21 protein-coding genes and 1 riboswitch are annotated in these 22474 nt (G+C 53.0%); of the genes, 10 read left to right on the top strand and 11 right to left on the bottom strand.

The window, feature by feature from the left end; genetic code table 11:
* The first annotated feature begins 415 nt into the window (after window positions 1-415).
* Together purH and purD are read left to right on the top strand one after the other, a co-directional pair.
* Complete coding sequence (purH, locus tag WCC56_RS19495; protein ID WP_424693976.1) at window positions 416-2005, top strand: bifunctional phosphoribosylaminoimidazolecarboxamide formyltransferase/IMP cyclohydrolase; 1590 nt, start codon at window positions 416-418, stop codon at window positions 2003-2005.
* A 19-nt stretch (window positions 2006-2024) separates the two neighbouring features.
* Window positions 2025-3305, top strand: coding sequence for a phosphoribosylamine--glycine ligase (purD, locus tag WCC56_RS19490; RefSeq protein ID WP_424693975.1), 1281 nt, complete (start codon window positions 2025-2027; stop codon window positions 3303-3305).
* Between the two features lie 37 nt (window positions 3306-3342).
* Here purD and WCC56_RS19485 read toward each other — a convergent pair whose 3' ends face one another.
* From WCC56_RS19485 to nudC, 7 genes are all read right to left on the bottom strand, one after another.
* Window positions 3343-4008 (bottom strand): DUF1481 domain-containing protein, encoded by a 666-nt coding sequence (locus WCC56_RS19485; protein ID WP_424693974.1) that lies wholly within the window; start codon window positions 4006-4008, stop codon window positions 3343-3345.
* A gap of 126 nt (window positions 4009-4134) precedes the next feature.
* A complete protein-coding gene (gene hupA / locus WCC56_RS19480; protein WP_013200312.1) occupies window positions 4135-4410 on the bottom strand; it encodes a nucleoid-associated protein HU-alpha in 276 nt (91 codons plus the stop codon).
* Between the two features lie 188 nt (window positions 4411-4598).
* On the bottom strand, window positions 4599-5189 hold the full coding sequence (locus WCC56_RS19475) for a YjaG family protein (RefSeq protein ID WP_424693973.1): 591 nt from the start codon (window positions 5187-5189) through the stop codon (window positions 4599-4601).
* A gap of 65 nt (window positions 5190-5254) precedes the next feature.
* Complete coding sequence (nfi, locus tag WCC56_RS19470) at window positions 5255-5923, bottom strand: deoxyribonuclease V (RefSeq protein WP_424693972.1); 669 nt, start codon at window positions 5921-5923, stop codon at window positions 5255-5257.
* A gap of 2 nt (window positions 5924-5925) precedes the next feature.
* Entirely contained in the window at window positions 5926-6993 is a 1068-nt protein-coding gene (gene hemE / locus WCC56_RS19465; protein WP_424693971.1) for a uroporphyrinogen decarboxylase, read from the bottom strand.
* Between the two features lie 183 nt (window positions 6994-7176).
* Window positions 7177-7893, bottom strand: a complete 717-nt coding sequence (locus WCC56_RS19460; RefSeq protein ID WP_424693970.1) for a bactofilin family protein — start codon at window positions 7891-7893, stop codon at window positions 7177-7179.
* Between the two features lie 298 nt (window positions 7894-8191).
* Window positions 8192-8965 (bottom strand): NAD(+) diphosphatase, encoded by a 774-nt coding sequence (gene nudC, locus WCC56_RS19455; protein ID WP_424693969.1) that lies wholly within the window; start codon window positions 8963-8965, stop codon window positions 8192-8194.
* An 84-nt stretch (window positions 8966-9049) separates the two neighbouring features.
* On the opposite strand from nudC, the gene rsd reads away from it, so the two are divergent.
* From rsd to thiH, 7 genes are all read left to right on the top strand, one after another.
* Window positions 9050-9556, top strand: a complete 507-nt coding sequence (gene rsd, locus WCC56_RS19450; RefSeq protein ID WP_424693968.1) for a sigma D regulator — start codon at window positions 9050-9052, stop codon at window positions 9554-9556.
* 118 nt (window positions 9557-9674) lie between these two features.
* A riboswitch (TPP riboswitch) is annotated at window positions 9675-9776 on the top strand.
* Window positions 9777-9864: 88 nt separating this feature from the next.
* Complete coding sequence (gene thiC / locus WCC56_RS19445; RefSeq protein ID WP_424693967.1) at window positions 9865-11799, top strand: phosphomethylpyrimidine synthase ThiC; 1935 nt, start codon at window positions 9865-9867, stop codon at window positions 11797-11799.
* Complete coding sequence (gene thiE / locus WCC56_RS19440; protein ID WP_424693966.1) at window positions 11796-12443, top strand: thiamine phosphate synthase; 648 nt, start codon at window positions 11796-11798, stop codon at window positions 12441-12443. The genes thiC and thiE overlap by 4 nt, the downstream gene beginning before the upstream one ends.
* Window positions 12433-13194 carry a HesA/MoeB/ThiF family protein gene (locus WCC56_RS19435; RefSeq protein WP_424693965.1) on the top strand — a complete coding sequence of 254 codons (762 nt, stop codon included), beginning with the start codon at window positions 12433-12435 and terminating at the stop codon, window positions 13192-13194. Before thiE ends, WCC56_RS19435 begins: the two co-directional genes overlap by 11 nt.
* Window positions 13178-13378, top strand: coding sequence for a sulfur carrier protein ThiS (gene thiS, locus WCC56_RS19430; protein ID WP_424693964.1), 201 nt, complete (start codon window positions 13178-13180; stop codon window positions 13376-13378). The genes WCC56_RS19435 and thiS overlap by 17 nt, the downstream gene beginning before the upstream one ends.
* A gap of 1 nt (window position 13379) precedes the next feature.
* Window positions 13380-14156 carry a thiazole synthase gene (locus WCC56_RS19425; protein WP_424693963.1) on the top strand — a complete coding sequence of 259 codons (777 nt, stop codon included), beginning with the start codon at window positions 13380-13382 and terminating at the stop codon, window positions 14154-14156.
* Window positions 14153-15280 carry a 2-iminoacetate synthase ThiH gene (thiH, locus tag WCC56_RS19420; protein WP_424693962.1) on the top strand — a complete coding sequence of 376 codons (1128 nt, stop codon included), beginning with the start codon at window positions 14153-14155 and terminating at the stop codon, window positions 15278-15280. The genes WCC56_RS19425 and thiH overlap by 4 nt, the downstream gene beginning before the upstream one ends.
* Window positions 15281-15413: 133 nt before the next feature.
* On the opposite strand, the gene WCC56_RS19415 is transcribed toward thiH, so the two are convergent.
* On the bottom strand, window positions 15414-16895 hold the full coding sequence (locus WCC56_RS19415) for a PLP-dependent aminotransferase family protein (RefSeq protein ID WP_424693961.1): 1482 nt from the start codon (window positions 16893-16895) through the stop codon (window positions 15414-15416).
* 171 nt (window positions 16896-17066) lie between these two features.
* On the opposite strand from WCC56_RS19415, the gene WCC56_RS19410 reads away from it, so the two are divergent.
* Window positions 17067-17258 (top strand): DUF1127 domain-containing protein, encoded by a 192-nt coding sequence (locus tag WCC56_RS19410; protein ID WP_424693960.1) that lies wholly within the window; start codon window positions 17067-17069, stop codon window positions 17256-17258.
* A gap of 145 nt (window positions 17259-17403) precedes the next feature.
* Here WCC56_RS19410 and uraH read toward each other — a convergent pair whose 3' ends face one another.
* From uraH to WCC56_RS19395, 3 genes are all read right to left on the bottom strand, one after another.
* A complete protein-coding gene (uraH, locus tag WCC56_RS19405) occupies window positions 17404-17823 on the bottom strand; it encodes a hydroxyisourate hydrolase (protein ID WP_424693959.1) in 420 nt (139 codons plus the stop codon).
* 160 nt (window positions 17824-17983) lie between these two features.
* On the bottom strand, window positions 17984-22204 hold the full coding sequence (gene rpoC, locus WCC56_RS19400) for a DNA-directed RNA polymerase subunit beta' (protein WP_424693958.1): 4221 nt from the start codon (window positions 22202-22204) through the stop codon (window positions 17984-17986).
* 85 nt (window positions 22205-22289) lie between these two features.
* Window positions 22290-22474, bottom strand: a 185-nt coding sequence (locus WCC56_RS19395; RefSeq protein ID WP_424693957.1) for a hypothetical protein, incomplete at its 5' end; no start/stop codon positions are given.

Genomic DNA, 22474 nt, shown 5'->3' with positions numbered 1-22474 from the left:
CTTTCCTCCTTCAGAGTCAACATCTTTTTGGGAAGTTTTTCTCTGGCGATTCAGCTTCCTGAACCTCTCAACCCGGCGGCCTGTAAGCCGTTGTGCCGTGTTGATGGAGTCGCATTATAGGGAGTTCTCGCCCCCTGACAACCCCTAAATTGCGAAAAACAGAGCGTTCGCTGCAATCCACAGCAAAAGGGCTGTTTATACGCAGTTATGCACAATCTTATCCACATTTGTCAGCGCCCGGTAAATTAGACAAGCGCCACGCAAACGTTTTCGCTACAATGCCCCCGAAAAAAACGGCCGCCGTTAAGGGCGTTACCTGAGGCTGAATTCACTCTTCTTCTATATAGAGGAAGAAAATGGCTAAGCTTGAGGTAACGATCTTATCTATGCGAACCAAAGCCAAGGGATAAACCTCATGCAACAACCTCGTCCTGTACGCCGCGCGCTCCTGAGCGTGTCTGACAAAGCCGGCATCCTTGAATTTGCTCAGGCGCTCACTCAGCGCGGCGTCGAGCTCCTCTCTACAGGTGGCACTGCTCGCCTGCTGGCAGATGCGGGCCTGCCTGTTACTGAAGTGTCTGACTACACCGGTTTCCCGGAAATGATGGATGGACGCGTCAAAACCCTGCACCCGAAAGTGCATGGCGGCATCTTAGGACGCCGTGGGCAGGATGACGCGATTATGCAGGAACACAGCATCGCGCCTATCGACATGGTGGTCGTTAACCTTTATCCGTTCGCCCAGACCGTAGCCCGTGAAGGCTGCTCGCTGGAAGATGCGGTAGAGAACATTGATATCGGCGGCCCAACCATGGTCCGCTCGGCAGCGAAGAACCATAAAGACGTGGCTATCGTGGTGAAGAGCAGCGACTACCAGGCCATTATTGCGGAGCTGGATGCTAACGAGAACTCTCTTACGCTGACAACCCGCTTCGACCTGGCAATCAAAGCCTTCGAACACACCGCCGCCTACGACAGCATGATTGCCAACTACTTTGGCAGCATGGTCCCGGCCTACCACGGTGAAACCACCGAACCGGCTGGTCGCTTCCCTCGCACGCTGAACCTGAACTTCATTAAGAAGCAGGATATGCGCTACGGCGAAAACAGCCATCAGGATGCGGCCTTCTATATAGAAGAGAATGTCACTGAAGCTTCTGTTGCCACCGCGCAGCAAGTTCAGGGCAAAGCCCTCTCTTATAACAACATTGCAGACACTGATGCCGCGCTGGAATGTGTGAAAGAGTTTACTGAAGCCGCCTGCGTGATCGTCAAACATGCAAACCCTTGTGGTGTTGCAGTGGGCGGATCGATCCTGGAAGCTTACGAACGTGCTTATAAAACCGATCCAACCTCAGCGTTTGGCGGCATCATCGCGTTCAACCGCGAGCTGGACGAAGCTACCGCTCAGGCGATCATCAGCCGTCAGTTCGTGGAAGTGATCATCGCGCCAACAGCCAGCGAAGCCGCACTGAAAATTACCGCGGCCAAACAGAACGTTCGCGTGCTGACCTGTGGTCAGTGGCAGGACCGTCAGACGGGCCTGGATTTCAAACGCGTTAACGGTGGCCTGCTGGTACAGGATCGCGACCTCGGCATGGTAAATGAAAGCCAGCTGCGCGTTGTCAGCAAGCGCCAGCCTACAGAACAGGAAATGCGTGATGCGCTGTTCTGCTGGAAAGTGGCCAAGTTCGTTAAATCCAACGCCATTGTGTATGCGCGTGACAACATGACCATCGGCATAGGTGCAGGCCAGATGAGCCGCGTCTACTCCGCGAAAATTGCCGGTATCAAAGCCAGCGATGAAGGACTGGAAGTGAAAGGATCGGCGATGGCTTCTGATGCCTTCTTCCCGTTCCGCGACGGTATTGACGCCGCAGCCGCTGTAGGCGTGAGCTGCGTTATCCAGCCTGGTGGCTCGATTCGTGATGAAGAAGTGATTGCCGCAGCCGACGAACACGGCCTGGCGATGATCTTCACCGACATGCGCCATTTCCGCCATTAATTACGGAGCAGACTGAACAATGAAAATTTTAGTGATTGGTAACGGCGGGCGCGAACATGCGCTGGCCTGGAAAGCTTCACAGTCGCCATTGGCAGAAACCGTGTTTGTTGCTCCAGGCAACGCAGGGACTGCGCTTGAACCAGCCTTGCAAAACGTTGACATCAGTGCGACCGATATTCCCGCGCTATTGAGCTTCGCTCAAAGTGAAAACATCGGCCTGACCATCGTGGGTCCGGAAACGCCGTTAGTCATGGGCGTAGTCGATGCTTTCCGCGCCGCAGGTCTGAAGATTTTTGGCCCAACGCAGGCTGCTGCCCAGCTTGAAGGATCCAAAGCCTTCACCAAAGATTTCCTGGCACGCCACAAGATCCCAAGTGCTGAATACCAGAACTTTACTGAGGTGGAGCCCGCTCTGGCTTACACCCGCAGTAAAGGTGCCCCAATCGTGATCAAGGCCGATGGTCTGGCTGCCGGTAAGGGCGTGATCGTGGCGATGACTCTGCAGGAAGCAGAAGACGCGATTCAGGATATGCTGGCAGGAAACGCCTTTGGCGATGCCGGACACCGCATCGTGGTTGAAGAGTTCCTGGATGGCGAAGAAGCCAGCTTCATTGTGATGGTAGACGGCGAGAACGTTCTGCCCATGGCCACCAGCCAGGATCACAAACGTGTAGGCAATGCTGACACTGGTCCTAACACTGGCGGCATGGGCGCTTACTCTCCGGCACCGGTAGTGACCGATGAAATCCACCAGCGTGTGATGGATGAAGTGATCTGGCCAACAGTGCGCGGCATGGCAGCAGAAGGCAACGTTTATACCGGCTTCCTGTACGCTGGCCTGATGATCGATCAAAGCGGTCAGCCGAAAGTGATCGAATTTAACTGCCGCTTCGGCGATCCGGAAACCCAACCGATCATGCTGCGCCTGCAGTCCGATCTGGTGGATCTTTGCCTGGCAGCGGTCGATGGCAAGCTGAACACCAAAGACTCAGTCTGGGATCCTCGTCCTTCTCTGGGTGTGGTTCTGGCTGCTGGCGGTTATCCTGGCGATTACGCTACCGGCGACCAAATCCACGGCTTGCCGTTGGAAGAGACGCCAAATGGCAAAGTCTTCCATGCCGGAACCAAAATGCAGGACGATCTGGTTGTGACTGCTGGCGGACGAGTGCTGTGTGTAACGGCACTGGGTGAAGATGTTGCTGCGGCTCAGAAGCACGCTTATGAGCTGGCTAAGCACATCTCCTGGAACGGCAGCTTCTGCCGTACCGATATTGGCTATCGTGCGATTGGTCGTAAATAGTTAAGTGTTCTGACGGGGCAAGCTCATTGCCCCGTTTTCACAAGTCCTCAGCTTTAGGCTCCGTCAGACACTGATCGTCTTTTGAGACCAGAATCAGCTGCGTCCCTTTAGGTGCTTCCAACCAGGAAATACTCACCGGCTTGCCTGATTCGCGTTGGTGCTGAGTGATGTAATGCATGAAGAAGGTTTCAAAGGTGGGCTTCGCTTCGCCGCCCTGACAAAGTGTCACACTGCCTGAAGGTGACCAGTGCCCTTGTTTCATCCATACCCGTCCATCGATCAGATCATCACTGATTTTCAACATCCGCCCAGCATCAAACTGATACAACGCCACAGCATCCGCTGAAAGCGCTTCTCGTCGTCCATCTAGCTGGCGTTGCATAAAGCTCAGATTGCCGTCCTGATCAAAACGCAGCGTGACGTTTTCAGGGTGATCGCCTTTGGTCTGCCGTTCAATTGAAACCAATTTATCTGCCTGCCACTGATAGTCCGTGGTTTCGCTCGAGGTTTCATTAAAAGGGGTATAGACCGTGACAAGATGGCTGGAGTGCTGATGGCTGTCTTTACGCCAGATCCTCACCGTGCCGCGATCGGCCAGATAACCGCTGGCGGTAAAGTCTGGGACTTTAGGCTGTGAACTGCATCCTGCCAGCGTCAGCAGCATCAGGAACAGCGCAGAAGGTGTTATTGGGTTTCGTATCATGGTGTGAGTATCACACATTGCAGGAGGGTTTGCCGCAGCCTGAGTGGCTAAAGCAGGAGATCTCAGTAGCAGAGCGTTAACAAAAGGGGCTCGACGCCCCCCTGTTTAGAACTCATCACTGTCAGATTATGACTTAACAGCGTCTTTCAGTGCTTTACCAGAAACAAACGCCGGTACGTTAGCAGCAGCAATTTTGATTTCTTTACCAGTCTGCGGGTTGCGGCCAGTACGCTCAGCACGGTGGTTAACTTTAAAGGTACCAAAACCAACCAGTTGTACAGCATCACCTTCTTTCAGAGACTCAGTAATCGCCGCCAGGGTGGATTCCAGTGCAGCTTTAGCCTGGGTCTTAGACAGGTCCGCTTTGTCCGCAATTACATCAATCAGTTGAGTCTTGTTCATAAGTTATCCTTACAGTGTATTTATCGCTTGCTAAGCATCGAGTGCGAGGGAAAAACCAGTTTCTGGCACTCTCCTGCATACACGCACCGATAGCCACATTTTTCAGCCCCCCAAATGTAGACCAGACAGGGGGCGAATGTGAAGCCTTTAGGCGCTACAAATCAGGCCTGAAGTCACGTTTTATCGCCTTACTGCTGAAAATTTATACCGATGTTACTGATCCCGGCTTCCTTGAGGTCAGATCGCAGCCCTTTGATGAGGTCGAGATCCCTCTCCTCGCAGGCGCTGAGCAGGCGAAAAATCTCCCACTGGATATCCCATTCCTCTTCGACAGCAGGATTCTCTTTTAGCTCTTCATCGGTCATTTCGCGTTCGGCCTGGGTCATTTCCAGCATCGCAACGGTAGTGATTGAAGCTTCACTTACGGCGATGGCATGGATCAGCGTTTCACCGCTCAGACGTGAATGCAGTAATTCGCTCAATGCCACGCAGGCATCGATAGCCGGATAGACTCCGTACAGATCGTAATCCTCTGAGGCTGGAATCGCTTCTTCAAACTTCTCCAGCTGGGAGTCAAAATTCACTTTGGCGTCTTTGATCACCAGCGTTTCCCAGATCAAATCGAGAATACGGCGGTAAATCTGGCTATCACCAAAGCCCGTCTGCTGACAAAACGCCCAGTAGTTGGGGTACATGCGTTCACACAGGCAGGCCATAAAAGTAACGTGCTGCCAGCTTTCCAGTTTCTCAAGCCGCAGGTGAATGGGATTACGTAACATGTTCGGATCTCTTAAAGATAAGTGCGCGGTCTGCAGTGTAACCGAAAAGGTGACGGCTCACACCGTTAACCCCGCTGTTGCCAGCGCAGAAAAGCCGGTCTCTGGGAGGCCACGGCATCTGCCCAGCGCGTGGGTTCCGGCAGGCGATAACCTTTCAGGCAGCTCTCCACCAACGATAATGCGGTAACGGGGCTGATTCGATGACCCGGCGAGATGAAGAGCGGGTTACACCGGGTTTTACTGCGCAGGACAAAACCTAACTGTTCGCCTTTATCCATCAATGGCTGGCTGGCACCCTGCTCATCAGCAAGTGGCTCGAAGGTGCCACATAAGCGGCTTTTCGCCACGCCAAGCGTAGGCACATCCACCAGCAGGCCAAAGTGGCTGGCAACGCCAAGACGACGTGGGTGTGCAATTCCCTGCCCGTCGACCATTAACAGGTCGGGACGATGCTCAAGCTGTTGCCAGGCCGCCATCAGGGCAGGATATTCACGAAAGGAGAGGTAACCGGGGATATAAGGCATCGTGGTAGCTATGCGCGCCACACGGTGCTCAACTAACTTAAGCGAAGGGTATTCCAGAATGACCAGAGCGGCGCGGGTTATCTCACCGCCCTGTTCAAACCCGACATCGGCACCGCCAATGTAACGAGGCGGCATTACGTCAAAATCATCTTCACGTACCACCTCGGCGGCACGGGCAAGCTGTTCCTGTTTTAATGCCTGAATATCCACAATTAGCCTTGATGATAAGGGCGCGACAGCTTGTGAACAGCCTCGACAAACACGCCTGCGTGCTCAGGCGGCACATCCTGATGGATGCCATGGCCGAGGTTGAATACGTGGCCGGTGCCATTACCGTAGCCTTCAAGGATAGTAGCCACTTCCTGCTCAATGCGGGCTGGCGCAGCGTAAAGCATGGAAGGGTCCATATTGCCCTGCAACGCCACTTTATCGCCCACACGGCGGCGAGCATCGCCAATGTCTGTGGTCCAGTCCAGTCCTAACGCATCACAACCGGTGGCAGCCATTGCTTCCAGCCACTGTCCGCCGCCTTTGGTGAACATGGTTACCGGTACGCGACGTCCGTCATTTTCACGCTGCAAGCCATCAATGATTTTGTGCATGTAATGAAGGGAGAACTCAAGATAGTCACGCCCCGTCAATACGCCGCCCCAGGTATCAAAGATCATTACCGACTGGGCACCAGCGCGAATTTGCGCATTAAGGTACAGAGTGACACTGTCAGCCAGTTTATCCAGCATCAGATGCAAGGTAGCCGGTTCGGCATACATCATCTTTTTCAGCTTGGTGAAGGCTTTGCTGCTGCCGCCTTCAACCATATAAGTCGCCAGCGTCCACGGGCTGCCGGTAAAACCGATCAGGGGAACTTCGCCATTCAGGTTCTTACGGATGGTGCGCACGGCATTCATCACATAACCCAGCTCCTGCTCCGGATCCGGAATTGGCAGCTTTTCAACGTCTGCACGGCAGGTAACAGGGTTAGAGAAACGTGGGCCTTCGCCAGTTTCAAAATAGAGGCCTAAACCCATAGCATCTGGGATAGTCAGAATATCGGAGAACAGGATCGCCGCATCCAGCGCGTAGCGGCGCAGTGGCTGCAGCGTGACTTCACAAGCCAACTCAGCATTTTTGCACAGCGACATAAAATCACCGGCTACAGCGCGAGTCGCTTTGTACTCTGGCAAATAGCGTCCGGCCTGGCGCATCATCCACACAGGCGTTACATCTACTGGCTGGCGCAACAGGGCGCGCAAATATCGGTCGTTCTTCAGTTCACTCATCTTTAACAGCTCTCTAAGCACACATGCATGCGCGTAGTGTAACATTTATTGGAAATGACGCGGCCACCGCATCATAAAAATTGAGCGATCGGCGCGCAACAGTGCGCTGTTGGAGTGAAGGGATAAAAAAACGGGCTGTGAACCGCCAGCCCGGTGAGAATGTAGAATACTAAGGTGAAACTGTTATTTATGCGTTTTATCAATCCGCTCTCTATTAGGAATATTCTCTGGCCTTTTCGGCAGTACTTCAGCTATTTCCTGCTTTAACCGGCCGTTTAACGGATCTTTATCCGCCAGCATTTTATCGTCAATAGCATGGGAGTTGCCAATAAAGACGCCACCTTTCTCAATAGAAAAATCCTCTGCATAAACGTCCCCTTCAATCCGGCCACGGGAAAGGATCGTAACTGACTTCGCATAACAAGATCCTTTAAGCAAACCATTAACCAAAATCTTTAAAGAGTTTACTTTCCCACTCACTTTCCCCTCTTTGCAGATTTGAACCGTCTTCTTGCTGCCAATATCGCCAATAATATGACCATTAATCGAGATATTGGCTTCATTGATTATCTCACCCTTCATCTTAGTGCCTGATGAGATCGTCGTTTCTTTGCCTGTAGCCTCATCATCAGCGGGTTCATAAGCAACCTTAGCCTCATGCGGCAAAGCCATTTTCAGGGGGTCCTTCTCTGGCGTGTTTGTTTCTTTCTTATTGAAGTTAAACATGTAAGGTTCCATCCTTTTAGCAAAAGTAAATAAAATAATCAGTAGATAAAAACAGGGCATTACCACAAGGCTGCTAATGAAAAATTCATAGTGTGGAAAAACGTAAGCACAAATTGCGAAAATCCAGAAGATCCACAAAACCCATAAATATCGTTCTTTCTTGAACTTTTCCATTGCATCATTCCCTGACTTTATTAACATTCCATTAATATAAAAATAACCATCGCACCAGAAATCAGAATAATAAAATACTCTACACTGCGCCTTTTAGCACAGTAATGTATTTAAACCTGAAATGAAACAGAAACGAAAGACGCACTTCAGAGGTTCTCAACAGCCATTGAATAAGGATGTTGAGAAGGATGACGTTATATTAACTCTTCGTGAATGGACAGCTTACTACTCTGACAAATCGCCTTTGCCAGCCCGCATAACAAAGGCTGGCAAAGAGAGAGTTTGCCAGCCTGAAAACTTACTCCGCTTCTGCCCGGCACAGCGCGACGGTATCTTCAATCAGACGCCGTGCAACCGTTCCGGCAGGAGGAAGCTGCGGCAGAGCGTCAAAACGATACCAGCCAGCATCGAGTAACTCTTTAGGATCTATCACTATGTCGCCACTGTCGTAGTCAGCCATGAACGCCATCATCAGCGATTGGGGGAACGGCCAGGGTTGGGAGGAGACGTAACGCAGGTTTTTCACTTTCAACCCGCTCTCTTCCATCACTTCCCGCGCGACTGTTTGCTCAAGCGTTTCTCCCACCTCAACAAAACCGGCCAACACCGTATAAATGCCGTTACGGTGTTTAGTATGCTGGGCCAACAGGATCTCTTCCCCTCGTCGGATCGCCACGATGATGCAGGGCGCAATTTGCGGGTAATAGCGCTGGCGGCAATGTTTGCACAGACAGGCAAGTTCCGTTTTGCTGTGGTGCATTTCCTGACCACAGTAACCGCACCACTTATGCGAGCGATAGAACTCCGCCAGCTGGATCCCTTTCCCCGCCAGCTGGAACAATCCCACGTCCAGATCGAGGATCTGACGTAACGATCCCATTCCCTCCTGCCGGTTCTCACAGATCAACCAGACAGGATCGCCCTGCCATTCGCCGATTTGTGATCCACTCGATCCTGTCAGGCTTAATTCCTGCGCGCTACCGAACGGTAATTGACCTTTCGGTAACCAAAGTTTATGTTCATGACTGACAACCCACCAGCCAACGTCTACGCTTGAAATCTCACGTTGCATATAATTGCTCATCCTCAGCTTTACAGACTTTCTGAATTACTGGATTGGGGCTAAATAGTAATAATTACACTCATGGAGTCACTCATGCTTAACCAGTTAGAAGTTCTGACCGCGCGCGTTGGCGGATGTAGCGACCTGGTAGACTTTTGTCTACGCTCCCGCAGGCAGTTGTTGATCGCCTATTATCGTCTGGTTGGCATCAAGCCTAACAAGGAATCGCTGACTACGCTCGATGAAAACGCACTGGACAACTTCTGTCAGGGATTAGTGGATTACCTTTCCACCGGCCATTTCACTGTTTATGAACGCTTTATTCAGGAGATGGAAGGCAGCGAACAGTTGGCCAAAGCCGCGCTGATCTACCCTTCTTTGCAGGCTAATACTGAGATGATCATGCAGGTGTATGATACCCATCTGGAAAAGGCTATCGATCACGACAATTGTCTCGAATTCCAGAGCGCATTGTCCTCCGTCGGCGAAGCGCTGGAAGCACGTTTCACGCTTGAAGACCGCTTTATCCAACTGGCATTTGAAAAAAGTGCGGATAAGCCAGCGGCGGCCAATGAAGGTGCGCTTGCCCGTCCGGCGTAAACGTTATCAGATTGTAAAACCCTTGTAGTTTCAAAAAAGCCCCTTTATGCTGAAAGGGCACTACGTGGTCAGGCCAGACCTGCCGCGATTGTTTTGCCGGAGAACGCTTCCAGCAAAATTCTTCTTGTCGGAGTGCCCTTAGGGGCTGAGACCGTTAATTCGGGATCCGCGGAACCTGATCAGGTTAGTACCTGCGAAAGGGAACAAGAGTAGACCTTCAGTGACGGTGTGGATTCGACCCTTTTCACACCCTGCGCTTACTCCTCCGAACTCCAGGCAAGCAAATTCCCTTTTTTCAGGAACGAGCTATGTCTACCAGTGATAAAAGACCTACCCGCCGCGAACAGCGCGCAGAAGCCCAGCAGTTTATCGATTCCCTTCAGGGCACGGCTTTCCCCAACTCTACACGCATCTGGCTGAGCGGTTCCCGCGACGATATTCGTGTCCCCATGCGTGAAATCCAGCTCAGCCCAACCAGGATTGGTGGCAGTAAAGACACTCCCCAGTTTGAAAACAATGAACCGGTGCCGGTTTATGACACCGCCGGACCTTATGGCGATCCTGACGCCAAAATTGATGTGCACAGCGGACTGGCCAGGCTGCGTAATGGCTGGATTACCGAACGGGGCGATACCCAACACATTGAGCAGCTAAGTTCTGTCTACACTCAACAACGCCTGGCGGATGAAGGACTGGATCATCTCCGTTTTGACCACCTTCCTCGCCCACGCAAGGCACTGGCCGGACGCTGCGTCACCCAATTGCACTATGCGCGGCTAGGGATTATCACGCCAGAAATGGAATTTATCGCCCTGCGGGAAAATATGGGTCGCGAGCGTATTCGGGGTGAAGTGCTGTTGCAACATCATCCTGGCAACAGCTTTGGCGCCAGCCTGCCGGAAAACATCACCGCGGAGTTTGTCCGCCAGGAAGTGGCCGCCGGACGTGCGATCATCCCCGCCAACATCAACCATCCTGAATCCGAACCGATGATCATCGGGCGTAATTTTCTGGTGAAGATCAATGCCAATATCGGTAATTCCGCGGTCAGTTCTTCGATCGAAGAGGAAGTGGAAAAGCTGGTGTGGTCCGCGCGCTGGGGCGCCGATACGGTGATGGATCTCTCAACCGGCCGCAATATTCATGAGACGCGGGAATGGATCCTGCGTAACAGCCCAGTGCCGATTGGTACTGTGCCCCTCTACCAGGCGCTGGAAAAAGTGAAGGGTGTGGCAGAGGACCTTAACTGGGAAGTCTTTCGCGATACGCTGCTGGAGCAGGCCGAACAAGGTGTCGACTACTTCACCATTCATGCCGGCGTGCTGCTGCGCTATGTGCCGATGACGGCAAAACGCCTGACCGGTATTGTTTCTCGCGGGGGATCGATCATGGCTAAGTGGTGTCTTTCACACCACAAAGAGAGCTTCCTGTACGAGCACTTCCGCGAAATCTGCGAGCTTTGCGCCGCCTATGATGTTTCCCTGTCGCTCGGCGACGGGCTGCGTCCGGGATCGATTCAGGACGCCAACGATGAAGCACAGTTTGCCGAACTGCGTACGCTTGGCGAGCTGACCAAAATCGCCTGGGAATATGACGTGCAGGTGATGATTGAAGGCCCGGGACATGTGCCAATGCAGATGATCCGCCACAATATGACCGAGCAACTTGAACACTGCCACGAGGCCCCTTTCTATACCCTCGGCCCATTAACTACCGATATCGCACCTGGTTACGATCATTTTACCTCCGGTATCGGCGCGGCGATGATCGGCTGGTTTGGCTGCGCCATGCTCTGTTATGTCACGCCAAAAGAGCATCTGGGCTTGCCGAACAAAGAAGATGTTAAGCAGGGTCTGATTACCTACAAGATTGCCGCCCATGCTGCCGACCTGGCAAAAGGGCACCCTGGCGCGCAGATCCGCGATAACGCCATGTCTAAAGCCCGCTTCGAATTCCGCTGGGAAGATCAGTTCAATCTGGCGCTGGACCCTCACACCGCTCGGGCTTATCACGATGAAACGCTGCCGCAGGAATCCGGCAAAGTGGCCCACTTCTGTTCGATGTGTGGCCCGAAATTCTGCTCGATGAAAATCACTCAGGAAGTGCGGGAATATGCCGCCAGGCAGGAAGCTGAAGCCAAACCTGTCGAGATTGGCATGGCGGAAATGTCAGAAGCCTTCCGCACCCGCGGAGGGGAACTTTATCACCCTGCGGATGCGCTAACACAGGAGGAGAAAGCATGAGTCGTCCTCCCTTTCCGGCAACTCCTGCGCGGCTTGGTCTCTACCCGGTGGTGGAAACTGTGGCATGGATTGAGCGCCTGCTGGATGCTGGCGTGCGTACAATTCAGCTGCGTATCAAAGACCTTCCGCAAGAGGCAGTAGAACAGGATATTGCCGCGGCCATCGAGCTGGGCAAACGTTATCAGGCACGCCTGTTTATTAACGATTACTGGCAGCTTGCCCTTAAATATCAGGCTTATGGCGTGCATCTCGGTCAGGAGGATCTCAATGTCGCCGATCTGGACGCTATTCATCACGCCGGACTACGCCTGGGGCTCTCAACCCATGATGATGCCGAACTCGATCGTGCGCTGGCTGAAAAGCCGTCCTATATCGCGCTGGGACATGTCTTCCCAACACAGACCAAAAATATGCCCTCTTCTCCTCAGGGACTGGCCGAATTAGAGCGCCATATTAACCGACTGGAGGGCATTTCCACGGTCGCGATAGGCGGCATCAGTCTTGAGCGGGCTCCAGAGGTTCTGGCAACTGGCGTAGGAAGTATTGCGGTGGTCAGTGCCATTACTCTGGCACCTGACTGGCGGGCAGCCACAGCGCAACTGCTGGATCTGGCTGGAACCGGGGACGAACCTCATGTTCAGTGATCACGATTTTATGCGTTACAGCCGCCAGCTGCTGTTGGAAGAATTTGGCCTGGAGGGTCAGCAAAAATTGCAGGCCGCCAGCGTGCTGATTATCGGCCTGGGCGGATTGGGTTCTCCGGCGGCCCTTTACCTGGCTGCCGCTGGCGTTGGCAAGCTGGTGCTGGCCGATGATGACAGCGTCCATATCAGTAATCTTCAGCGTCAGGTTCTGTTTCGCACCAGTGAAACGGGTCAGTCCAAAGTCGCGCTGGCGAAGAAGCACCTTCAGTCGTTAAACCCACAGGTAGAGTTTATCACTCTGGAGCGGCGGATGACTGCGGAGACACTGAAGGAGACCGTTCAGTGGGTCGATCTGGTACTGGATTGCAGCGACAACATGGAAACCCGTCATGCCATTAACGCCGCCTGTGTGGAACAAGGTAAGCCTTTGATCAGTGCCAGCGCGGTCGGCTTTGGTGGTCAGCTGTTGGTGCTGACACCGCCTTTCGGCAACGGCTGCTATCGCTGCTTATGGCCGGATGAAGATGAACCCCAGCGGAATTGCCGCACCGCAGGCGTGCTGGGCCCGGTCGTCGGCGTGATGGGAACATTACAGGCGCTGGAAGCCCTGAAAATGTTGGCGGGCCAGCCGTCCAGTCTTGCGGGCAAACTTCGGCTTTTCGACGGCAGACAACAAACCTGGCGAACGCTCTCTCTGCAACGCAGTGTGGATTGCCCGGTATGCGGGGTAAGTCATGAAGATCGTGGTTAATGATGAAATCCTGACGCTGGATAACAGGCTAACGCTGGTTGAGCTGCTGGAACAGCTTTCCCGCCACCAGCCGGGTACTGCACTGGCCGTTAACCAACAGATCGTTCCCCGTGACCGCTGGTCTTCTTACTCATTACAGGAAGGTGATGACCTGATCATTTTCCAGGCCATTGCCGGAGGCTGACATGCTGAAAATTGCTGATAAAACGTTTTCTTCCCGTTTATTTACCGGAACGGGTAAATTCTCCAGTCCCCAGATGATGATTGAAGCGCTGAAGGAGTCCGGTAGCCAACTGGTGACCCTGGCGATGAAGCGAGTCGATTTACGCGGTGGTGATGACGGGATCCTGCGTCCGCTGCAGGAACTTGGCGTGCAATTATTGCCAAACACTTCCGGCGCGAAAACGGCAGAGGAGGCGATTTTCGCTGCCCGTCTGGCGCGAGAAGCCTTAGGAACTCACTGGCTGAAACTGGAGATCCATCCTGACGCTCGGTATTTACTGCCCGACGCGATAGAAACGCTTAAAGCGGCGGAGGTTCTGGTCAGGGAAGGGTTTACCGTACTGCCCTACTGCCACGCCGATCCGGTGTTATGCAAACGTCTTGAAGAAGTTGGCTGCGCTGCGGTGATGCCCCTTGGTGCACCGATTGGCAGCAATCAAGGGCTTAAAACCCGCGATCTGCTGGCGATTATTATCGAGCAGGCAAATGTACCTGTAGTCATTGATGCCGGCATTGGTGCCCCAAGCCACGCCAGCGAAGCGCTGGAAATGGGAGCCGATGCGGTGTTGGTAAATACTGCGATGGCCTCGGCACAAAACCCGGTACAAATGGCCAGAGCGTTTAAACTTGCCGTGGAAGCCGGTGCGCTGGCTTATCGCAGCGGGTTAGGAAGCCGCCATCATCAGGCTGTAGCCACCAGCCCGTTGACCAGCTTCCTGCAGGCTGGGGAGCCAATATGAACAGCTTTGTCTCCCAGTGGGAACAGCTGGAATGGGACGACATTCGCATGAGGATCCACAGCAAAACGGCGGCTGATGTGGAGCGGGCGTTGAATGCGGTAAAAGTCGGACGTGAAGAGTTAATGGCACTGCTCTCTCCAGCGGCTCAGGCTTATCTTGAGCCTCTGGCGCAAAAGGCCCAGCAGTTAACCCGGCAAAGATTCGGTCACGCGATAAATCTCTTTGTGCCTTTGTATCTCTCGAATCTCTGTGCCAATGACTGTACTTACTGCGGCTTCTCTATGAGCAATCGAATTAAGCGCAAAACCTTAGATGCCGGTGAGATTGCGCGCGAGTGTGAAGCTATCCGCAAGATGGGTTTTGATAACCTGTTGCTGGTGACCGGCGAACATCAGACGAAAGTCGGCATGAACTATTTTCGGCAGCATCTTCCGGCCATTCGTCAGCACTTCAGCTCGCTAATGATGGAAGTGCAGCCAATGAGTGAAGCGGAGTATGTCGAGCTAAAAACGCTGGGGCTGGATGGTGTGCTGGTTTATCAGGAAACCTACAATCCTTCCGTCTACAGCCAGCATCATCTTAAAGGGAATAAGCAGGATTTCTTCTTCAGGCTGGAAACACCGGACAGATTGGGACGTGCGGGCGTGGATAAAATCGGTCTGGGGGCGTTGATCGGTCTGTCTGACAGCTGGCGGACCGACTGCTATATGATGGCTGAACATCTGTTATGGTTGCAGAAAACGTACTGGCAAAGCCGCTATTCCGTTGCCTTCCCTCGTCTGAGGCCCTGTGCCGGTGGCATTCAGCCTGCGTCGATCATGGATGAAGCGCAGCTGGTTCAGGTTATCTGCGCTTTCAGGTTGTTTGCCCCGGAAGTGGAGCAGTCGCTTTCTACCCGTGAATCTCCACAGTTCCGCGATAAGGTTGTCCCGCTGGCGATCAATACGATCAGCGCCTTCTCCAAAACCCAGCCTGGCGGTTATGCCGACGGGCAGACGGAACTGGAACAATTCTCCCCTCATGATAATCGTCACCCGCAGCAGGTGGCGGAAGCCCTGATCCGCTCGGGGATGCAGCCAGTCTGGAAAGACTGGGATGATTATCTGGGAAGAGCCGCGAAGTAAAATTTCAGGGCCTGCAACAAGGCTAACAATCTCTGGAATCAGCTTCGCACTGCGCTGCGTCCTCACTGGCATCATTCAGTGAGGACAGTAAAGTACCCCTCGTTGACTCCCTGGGAGTTAACCAGGGTCAGTTTCAGTCCCTCTCGCTGACCCTGCCTTCTTCCTCTGTGGCGTGCGGTGAATGTTGAACGTGGATGCCGCAGCACTCCATGGCTCGCTCCACTGCAGCACCAAGGATTTCCAGGGCTTTGCCGGTTTTTTCCGTAAAAGGCTGGGCATAACTGAGGCGCAAACAGTTACGGTATTTTCCCGAGGCGGAGAACAGCGATCCCACCGCAATTTGCAGCTTAGCCTCGCGCAGCTCTCTATTTAACCTGACAGAGTCGAAGGCTTCCGGCAGTTCGATCCACATCAAAAAGCCGCCCTGAGGGCGGGTAACACAGATGCCACAAGGGAAATAGTGGCGTACCCAATGCGTAAATATCTCCAGATTACGCTGGTATTGATGGCGCATCCGCCGCAGATGAACCGGATAATGACCCTGCCGCACGAATTCAGCCGCGGCCATCTGGGTTTGTGTGGCGGTAGACCCGGTGACAATGTATTTCATATGCAGCACACGATCTAAATAACGACCGGGGACAACCCAACCAACGCGCAAGCCCGGCGCCACCGTTTTAGAGAAAGAACTGCAAAGCAGCACGCGGCCTTCATCATCGTAAGACTTAATGGTTGGCGGGCGAGGATATTCGTAAGCCAGTTCGCCATACACATCATCTTCCACAATGGCCACGTCGAACCGCTGCGCTAAAGCCAGCAATGCACGCTTACGCGGTTCGGGCATGATAAAGCCCAAAGGGTTATTGCAGTTTGGCACCACCACAACCGCTTTTATCGGCCACTGTTCCAGGGCCAGCTCAAGGGCTTCAAGGCTGATCCCGGTTTGGGAGTCTGTTGGGATCTCGATGGCTTTAATGCCAAAGCCCCGCAGTGATTGCATCGTGCCATGAAAAGTTGGCGATTCTACCGCCACAATATCGCCTGGCTGGCAAACGGCACGGATCGAGACGGACAACGCTTCGTGGCAGCCGGTAGTCACCACTATCTCATCGGCTGTCAGCTGGCAGCCGCCATCAATGGCCAGTCTGGCTATCTGTTCACGTAATTCAGGCAGGCCATAAATGTTGTCATAGTTCAGCATCCGCACATCCTGTTGCAGGCCGATCCGGTTCATGATCTTCCACAGAGGTTTGAGGGTTGGCTGGTTCAGATCGGGCATGCCGCTGCCTAACTGGAGAACATCTTTCTCCTGCCGGGCATTTAACAGTTCAAGCACCGCATCCCACTGCGTAATTTCAACCGGGCGCTGCGCTGGTCGGGTAAGAGGAGGAACTGGCGGTTCTGCTTTACGTGGCGTGACAAAATAGCCGGATCGAGGCTGAGGGGTAATCAACTGCCTTTCTTCCAGCAAATGATACGCCTGCTGAACGGTACTGATACTGACACCATGTTCAGTACTCAGGATCCTGACGGAAGGCAAGCGCTCACCACTTTGGTAAAGCCCTTGCTCAATCCGCCCTGCCAGCAACTCTGCCAGATGTTGATAACGCGTCATCGTATCCTCTCCAAACTGTATAACAGAGCTAAACCAGTACAGATCCCAGCGAATCTGACCATTCAGAAACACTATCTGCCAATCTGTATGTTAAATAAAGGTGTTTTTTGCATCTGTATTGAAATTCCGCTTCCAGGCAAAATAGACCCATACCCCGTCGAGGAGAGCATCATGGAATTCAATGAAAATCGGGCTGCAAAGCCTTTCGCAGATTCACCGTTTCATCTGATCTACAAATTGCCTTACCGTCTGTGGAAAGCCTGGAGACGCCGGGTAGAGACACGCAAAATTCTTTCAGGACTCAGCCCAACTCAGCTAAAAGATATCGGCCTGACCTGTGAGGATGTTCGTCGCTACAAATGATGTGGTGTTGGGCGTGGCTGTGACATTGCCCGTATTTGGGGTGGCTGGAGCAATCCAGCCACCCATTTTTTGGTCTGTACTCATTAGCGGGCATAAAAAAACCGCTCCGGGGAGCGGTTGATCTGAATGACTCTATCCGACTGGATTAATTGCCACGGTAGGTAGAATAACCATACTGGCTCAACAATAGCGGGATATGCAGATGCTCACCGCTTTCTTTAACGCTGAAAGAAACCGGAATTTCAGGGAAGAAAGTGTCTTGCTTCGCTGTCTTGTAATAGTCGCCGGTTTTAAAGATGACTTTGTAGTCACCAGGGGTCAGATCTTTGTCCGCTGGAAATAACGCCACAATACGGCCATTCTGATCGGTCGTCCCTGAAGCCAGTTTCACCCATCCCGCTTTTTGCTGCTGCTCAAGATCAACAACTATCCCTGCCGTGGGTACGCCCGTTTGCAGATTTAAAACATGCACACTGACAGGGTTTTTGACGGCGGCAGTAGAGGCCGCATGGGTAATAAAAGGGGCGAAAGCCAGTGTAGCCAGCAGCGTTTTAACAGACATCATATTTTATCCTTAGAGGTAAATTGCTAGCAAAATATAATGACTTCGTTTGCTGCTTTCCACTAAACCCGTCGATATCTGAAATTTCCCAGACGACCCAACTCGCAGGCATAAAAAAACCGCTCCGGAGAGCGGTTTTTAGTGGCTTGAGGGTCAGAAACGATTAATCGTTTTTGCCGCCCATGCTCGCGTTCAGCAACTCTGCCAGGCTGGCAGAAGCTTCGTCCGCAGTCACCTGAGGAACAACCGGCGTTTCGCCAGCTGCTTTACGGCGCATACGATCCTGATGATAAGCGTAACCAGTACCGGCTGGGATCAGACGGCCTACAATAACGTTCTCTTTCAGGCCGCGCAGTTCGTCGCGTTTGCCCGCAACGGCTGCTTCGGTCAGTACGCGCGTCGTTTCCTGGAACGAGGCCGCAGAGATGAAGGACTCGGTCGCCAGTGACGCTTTGGTGATACCCAGCAGATCGCGTGCGAAGGTCGCTGCGATTTTGCCGTTGGCTTCGAGCTCACGGTTAGCAATTTTAACGCGTGAGAACTCAACCTGCTCACCGTCCAGGAAGTCTGCACTTCCTGCACTTGCGATGGTTGCTTTACGCAACATCTGACGCACGATGACTTCGATGTGCTTATCGTTAATCTTAACGCCTTGCAGACGGTAAACTTCCTGCACTTCGTTAGTGATGTAACGGGTCACCGCATGCACGCCACGCAGACGCAGAATGTCATGTGGAGACTCAGGGCCATCGGAAACAACGTCACCACGTTCAACACGTTCACCTTCGAACACGTTCAGCTGACGCCATTTCGGGATCATCTCTTCGTAATGATCGCTGCCATCAATCGGGGTGATAACCAGACGACGTTTCCCTTTGGTTTCTTTACCGAAGGAAATGATGCCGCTGATTTCAGCCAGGATTGCCGGCTCTTTCGGACGACGGGCTTCGAACAGGTCAGCAACGCGTGGCAGACCACCGGTGATGTCCTTGGTACCGCCAGATTCCTGAGGTACACGAGCCAGGGTGTCACCAGAACTGATCTTGATGCCATCTTCCAGCTGCACAATTGCTTTACCAGGCAGGAAGTACTGAGCAGGCATATCGGAGCCTGGGATCATCACATCGTTGCCGTTAGCATCAACAATTTTCAGCGCTGGACGCAGATCTTTACCACCGGCAGTACGTTCAGCACTGTCCAGGATCACCAGAGAAGAAAGACCGGTAAGGTCATCTGTCTGACGGGTAATGGTCTGGCCGTCGATCATGTCAGTGAAGCGAATGAAACCGCTCACTTCGGTGATCACTGGCATGGTATGCGGATCCCAGTTTGCTACGGTCTCGCCCGCTGCAACCTGCTCGCCGTCACCTTTCGCCATGGTTGAACCGTAAGGAACTTTATAGCTCTCTTTGGTACGACCAAATTCGTCGATCATTTTCAGTTCAACGTTACGTGAGGTGATCACCAGCTTGCCAGCGGAGTTGGTTACCGACTTGGCGTTGATCAGTTTCAGCGTACCTTTGTTCTTCACCTGGATGCTGGATTCAGCAGCCGCACGAGATGCCGCACCACCGATGTGGAACGTACGCATCGTCAGCTGGGTACCCGGCTCACCGATGGACTGTGCTGCGATAACGCCGATGGCCTCACCTTTGTTGATGATGTGACCACGTGCCAGATCGCGTCCGTAACAGTGGGCACACACACCAAAGTCAGTTTCGCAACCTACTACGGAACGAACTTTCAGGCTGTCAACAGAGTGCTCTTCCAACAGGTCACACTGCTGTTCGTGCAGCAGGGTGTTGCGTGGCAGCAGAATGTCGGCAGTACCCGGCTTGATCACGTCTTCTGCAGTCACACGACCCAGAACACGTTCGCGCAGTGGCTCTTTAACATCGCCACCCTCGATAACCGGCGTCATCATGATACCTTCGTGGGTACCACAATCGTCTTCAGTGACAACCAGATCCTGTGCCACGTCAACCAGACGACGGGTCAGGTAACCGGAGTTAGCTGTTTTCAGTGCGGTATCCGCAAGACCTTTACGAGCACCGTGAGTAGAGATGAAGTACTGGAGTACGTTCAGACCTTCACGGAAGTTCGCGGTAATTGGCGTCTCGATGATTGAGCCATCTGGCTTAGCCATCAGACCACGCATACCGGCCAGCTGACGAATCTGTGCAGCAGAACCACGAGCACCGGAGTCAGCCATCATAAAGATGCTGTTGAAGGAAACCTGACGCTCTTCCACACCGTCGCGGTTGATCACGAGTTCGGTAGAAAGGTTTTCCATCATCGCTTTAGCAACGCGTTCGTTGGCCGCAGCCCAGATATCGATCACTTTGTTATAGCGTTCGCCAGCGGTAACCAGACCAGACTGGAACTGTTGCTGGATCTCAGCCACTTCTGCTTCCGCTTCGGTGATGATTTCCACTTTCTTCTCTGGGATAACCATGTCGTCGATACCTACTGACGCACCTGAGCGCGCTGCATAGGCAAAACCGGTGTACATGGTCTGGTCCGCAAAGATAACGGTCGGCTTCAAGCCCAGGATGCGGTAACAGGTGTTCAGCATCTTGGAGATAGCTTTTTTGCCCAGCGCCTGGTTGACGATAGAGTACGGCAGACCTTTAGGCACGATCATCCACAGGATGGCGCGACCAATGGTGGTGTCGATGATGCTGGTTTTAGCAACCCACTCATCTTGCTCGTTCTTTTCGTGCTCGGTGATACGCACTTTCACACGAGCGTGCAGAGAGGCCAGACCGGCGCGGTAAACACGCTCAGCTTCTTTCGGGCCTGTCAGCACCATGCCTTCGCCTTTGGCGTTAACACAGTCGCGGGTCATGTAGTACAGACCCAATACAACGTCCTGAGAAGGAACGATGATTGGCTCACCGTTCGCAGGAGACAGGATGTTGTTGGTAGACATCATCAACGCACGCGCTTCCAGCTGGGCTTCCAGCGTCAGCGGTACGTGAACAGCCATCTGGTCACCATCGAAGTCGGCGTTATAAGCCGCACAAACCAACGGGTGCAGCTGGATAGCTTTACCTTCGATCAGGACTGGCTCAAAGGCCTGGATGCCCAGACGGTGCAGAGTTGGTGCACGGTTCAGCAGGACCGGGTGTTCGCGGATCACTTCGTCCAGGATATCCCAAACGATAGCTTCTTCACGCTCAACCATTTTCTTGGCGGCTTTAATGGTGGTAGCAAGACCACGCAGTTCAAGCTTGCCGTAGATGAACGGTTTGAACAGCTCCAGTGCCATTTTCTTCGGCAGACCACACTGGTGCAGACGCAGGTATGGACCTACGGTGATAACGGAACGACCAGAGTAGTCGACACGTTTACCCAGCAAGTTCTGACGGAAACGACCCTGCTTACCTTTGATCATATCGGCCAAAGATTTCAGAGGACGCTTGTTAGAACCGGTGATCGCACGACCGCGACGGCCGTTGTCCAGCAGCGCATCGACCGCTTCCTGCAGCATACGTTTTTCGTTACGTACGATGATATCTGGCGCAGCCAGATCCAGCAGGCGTTTCAGACGGTTGTTACGGTTAATCACGCGACGATACAGATCGTTCAGATCCGAGGTAGCGAAACGGCCGCCGTCCAGCGGAACCAACGGACGCAGGTCCGGTGGCAGTACAGGCAGCACGGTCAGGATCATCCACTCTGGCTTGTTACCAGATTGAACGAACGCTTCCAGCAGCTTGATACGCTTGGTCAGTTTTTTGCGTTTGGTTTCGGAGTTGGTTTCGGTCAGCTCTTCACGCAGCGTCTCGCATTCCTGCTCCAGATCCATGTTTTTCAACAGGGCCTGAATAGCTTCCGCACCCATCTTCGCGTCAAATTCGTCACCGAACTCTTCCAGCGCATCCAGATACTGCTCTTCAGTCAGGATCTGACGGCGCTCGAGGTTGGTCATGCCGCCTTCAACCACAACATAGGATTCGAAGTACAGCACGCGCTCGATGTCACGCAGTGGCATATCCAGCAGCAAACCGATGCGCGAAGGCAGCGATTTCAGGAACCAGATGTGCGCAGTAGGTGATGCCAACTCAATGTGGCCCATGCGCTCACGGCGAACCTTGGTCTGTGTAACTTCAACGCCACACTTCTCACAGATCACACCACGGTGTTTCAGGCGCTTGTACTTACCGCACAGGCACTCATAGTCTTTTACTGGCCCGAAAATACGAGCACAGAACAGACCGTCACGTTCAGGTTTGAACGTACGATAGTTAATGGTTTCCGGTTTTTTAACTTCACCGAAAGACCAGGAACGGATCATGTCTGGCGATGCCAGAGCAATTTTGATCGCATCAAACTCTTCGGTCTTAGTTTGCGCTTTCAGAAACTTAAGTAAGTCTTTCACGGATTAGCTCCCGTCGGAGTGAGACTTCTCAGAGACGTCCGGTGTGACCCGGACATCCTGTAACCAGTACAGCAGATGCGAGTAATTACTCGTCTTCCAGCTCGATGTTGATACCCAGCGAACGGATCTCTTTCAACAGTACGTTGAAGGATTCCGGCATGCCTGGTTCCATCTGATGGTTACCGTCAACGATGTTTTTATACATCTTGGTACGGCCATTAACGTCATCAGACTTCACGGTCAGCATTTCCTGCAGGGTATAAGCGGCAC

Source organism: Erwinia sp. (genome assembly GCF_049696395.1).
Taxonomy (GTDB): domain Bacteria; phylum Pseudomonadota; class Gammaproteobacteria; order Enterobacterales; family Enterobacteriaceae; genus Erwinia.
This window is presented reverse-complemented; position numbering and strand designations above follow the sequence as displayed.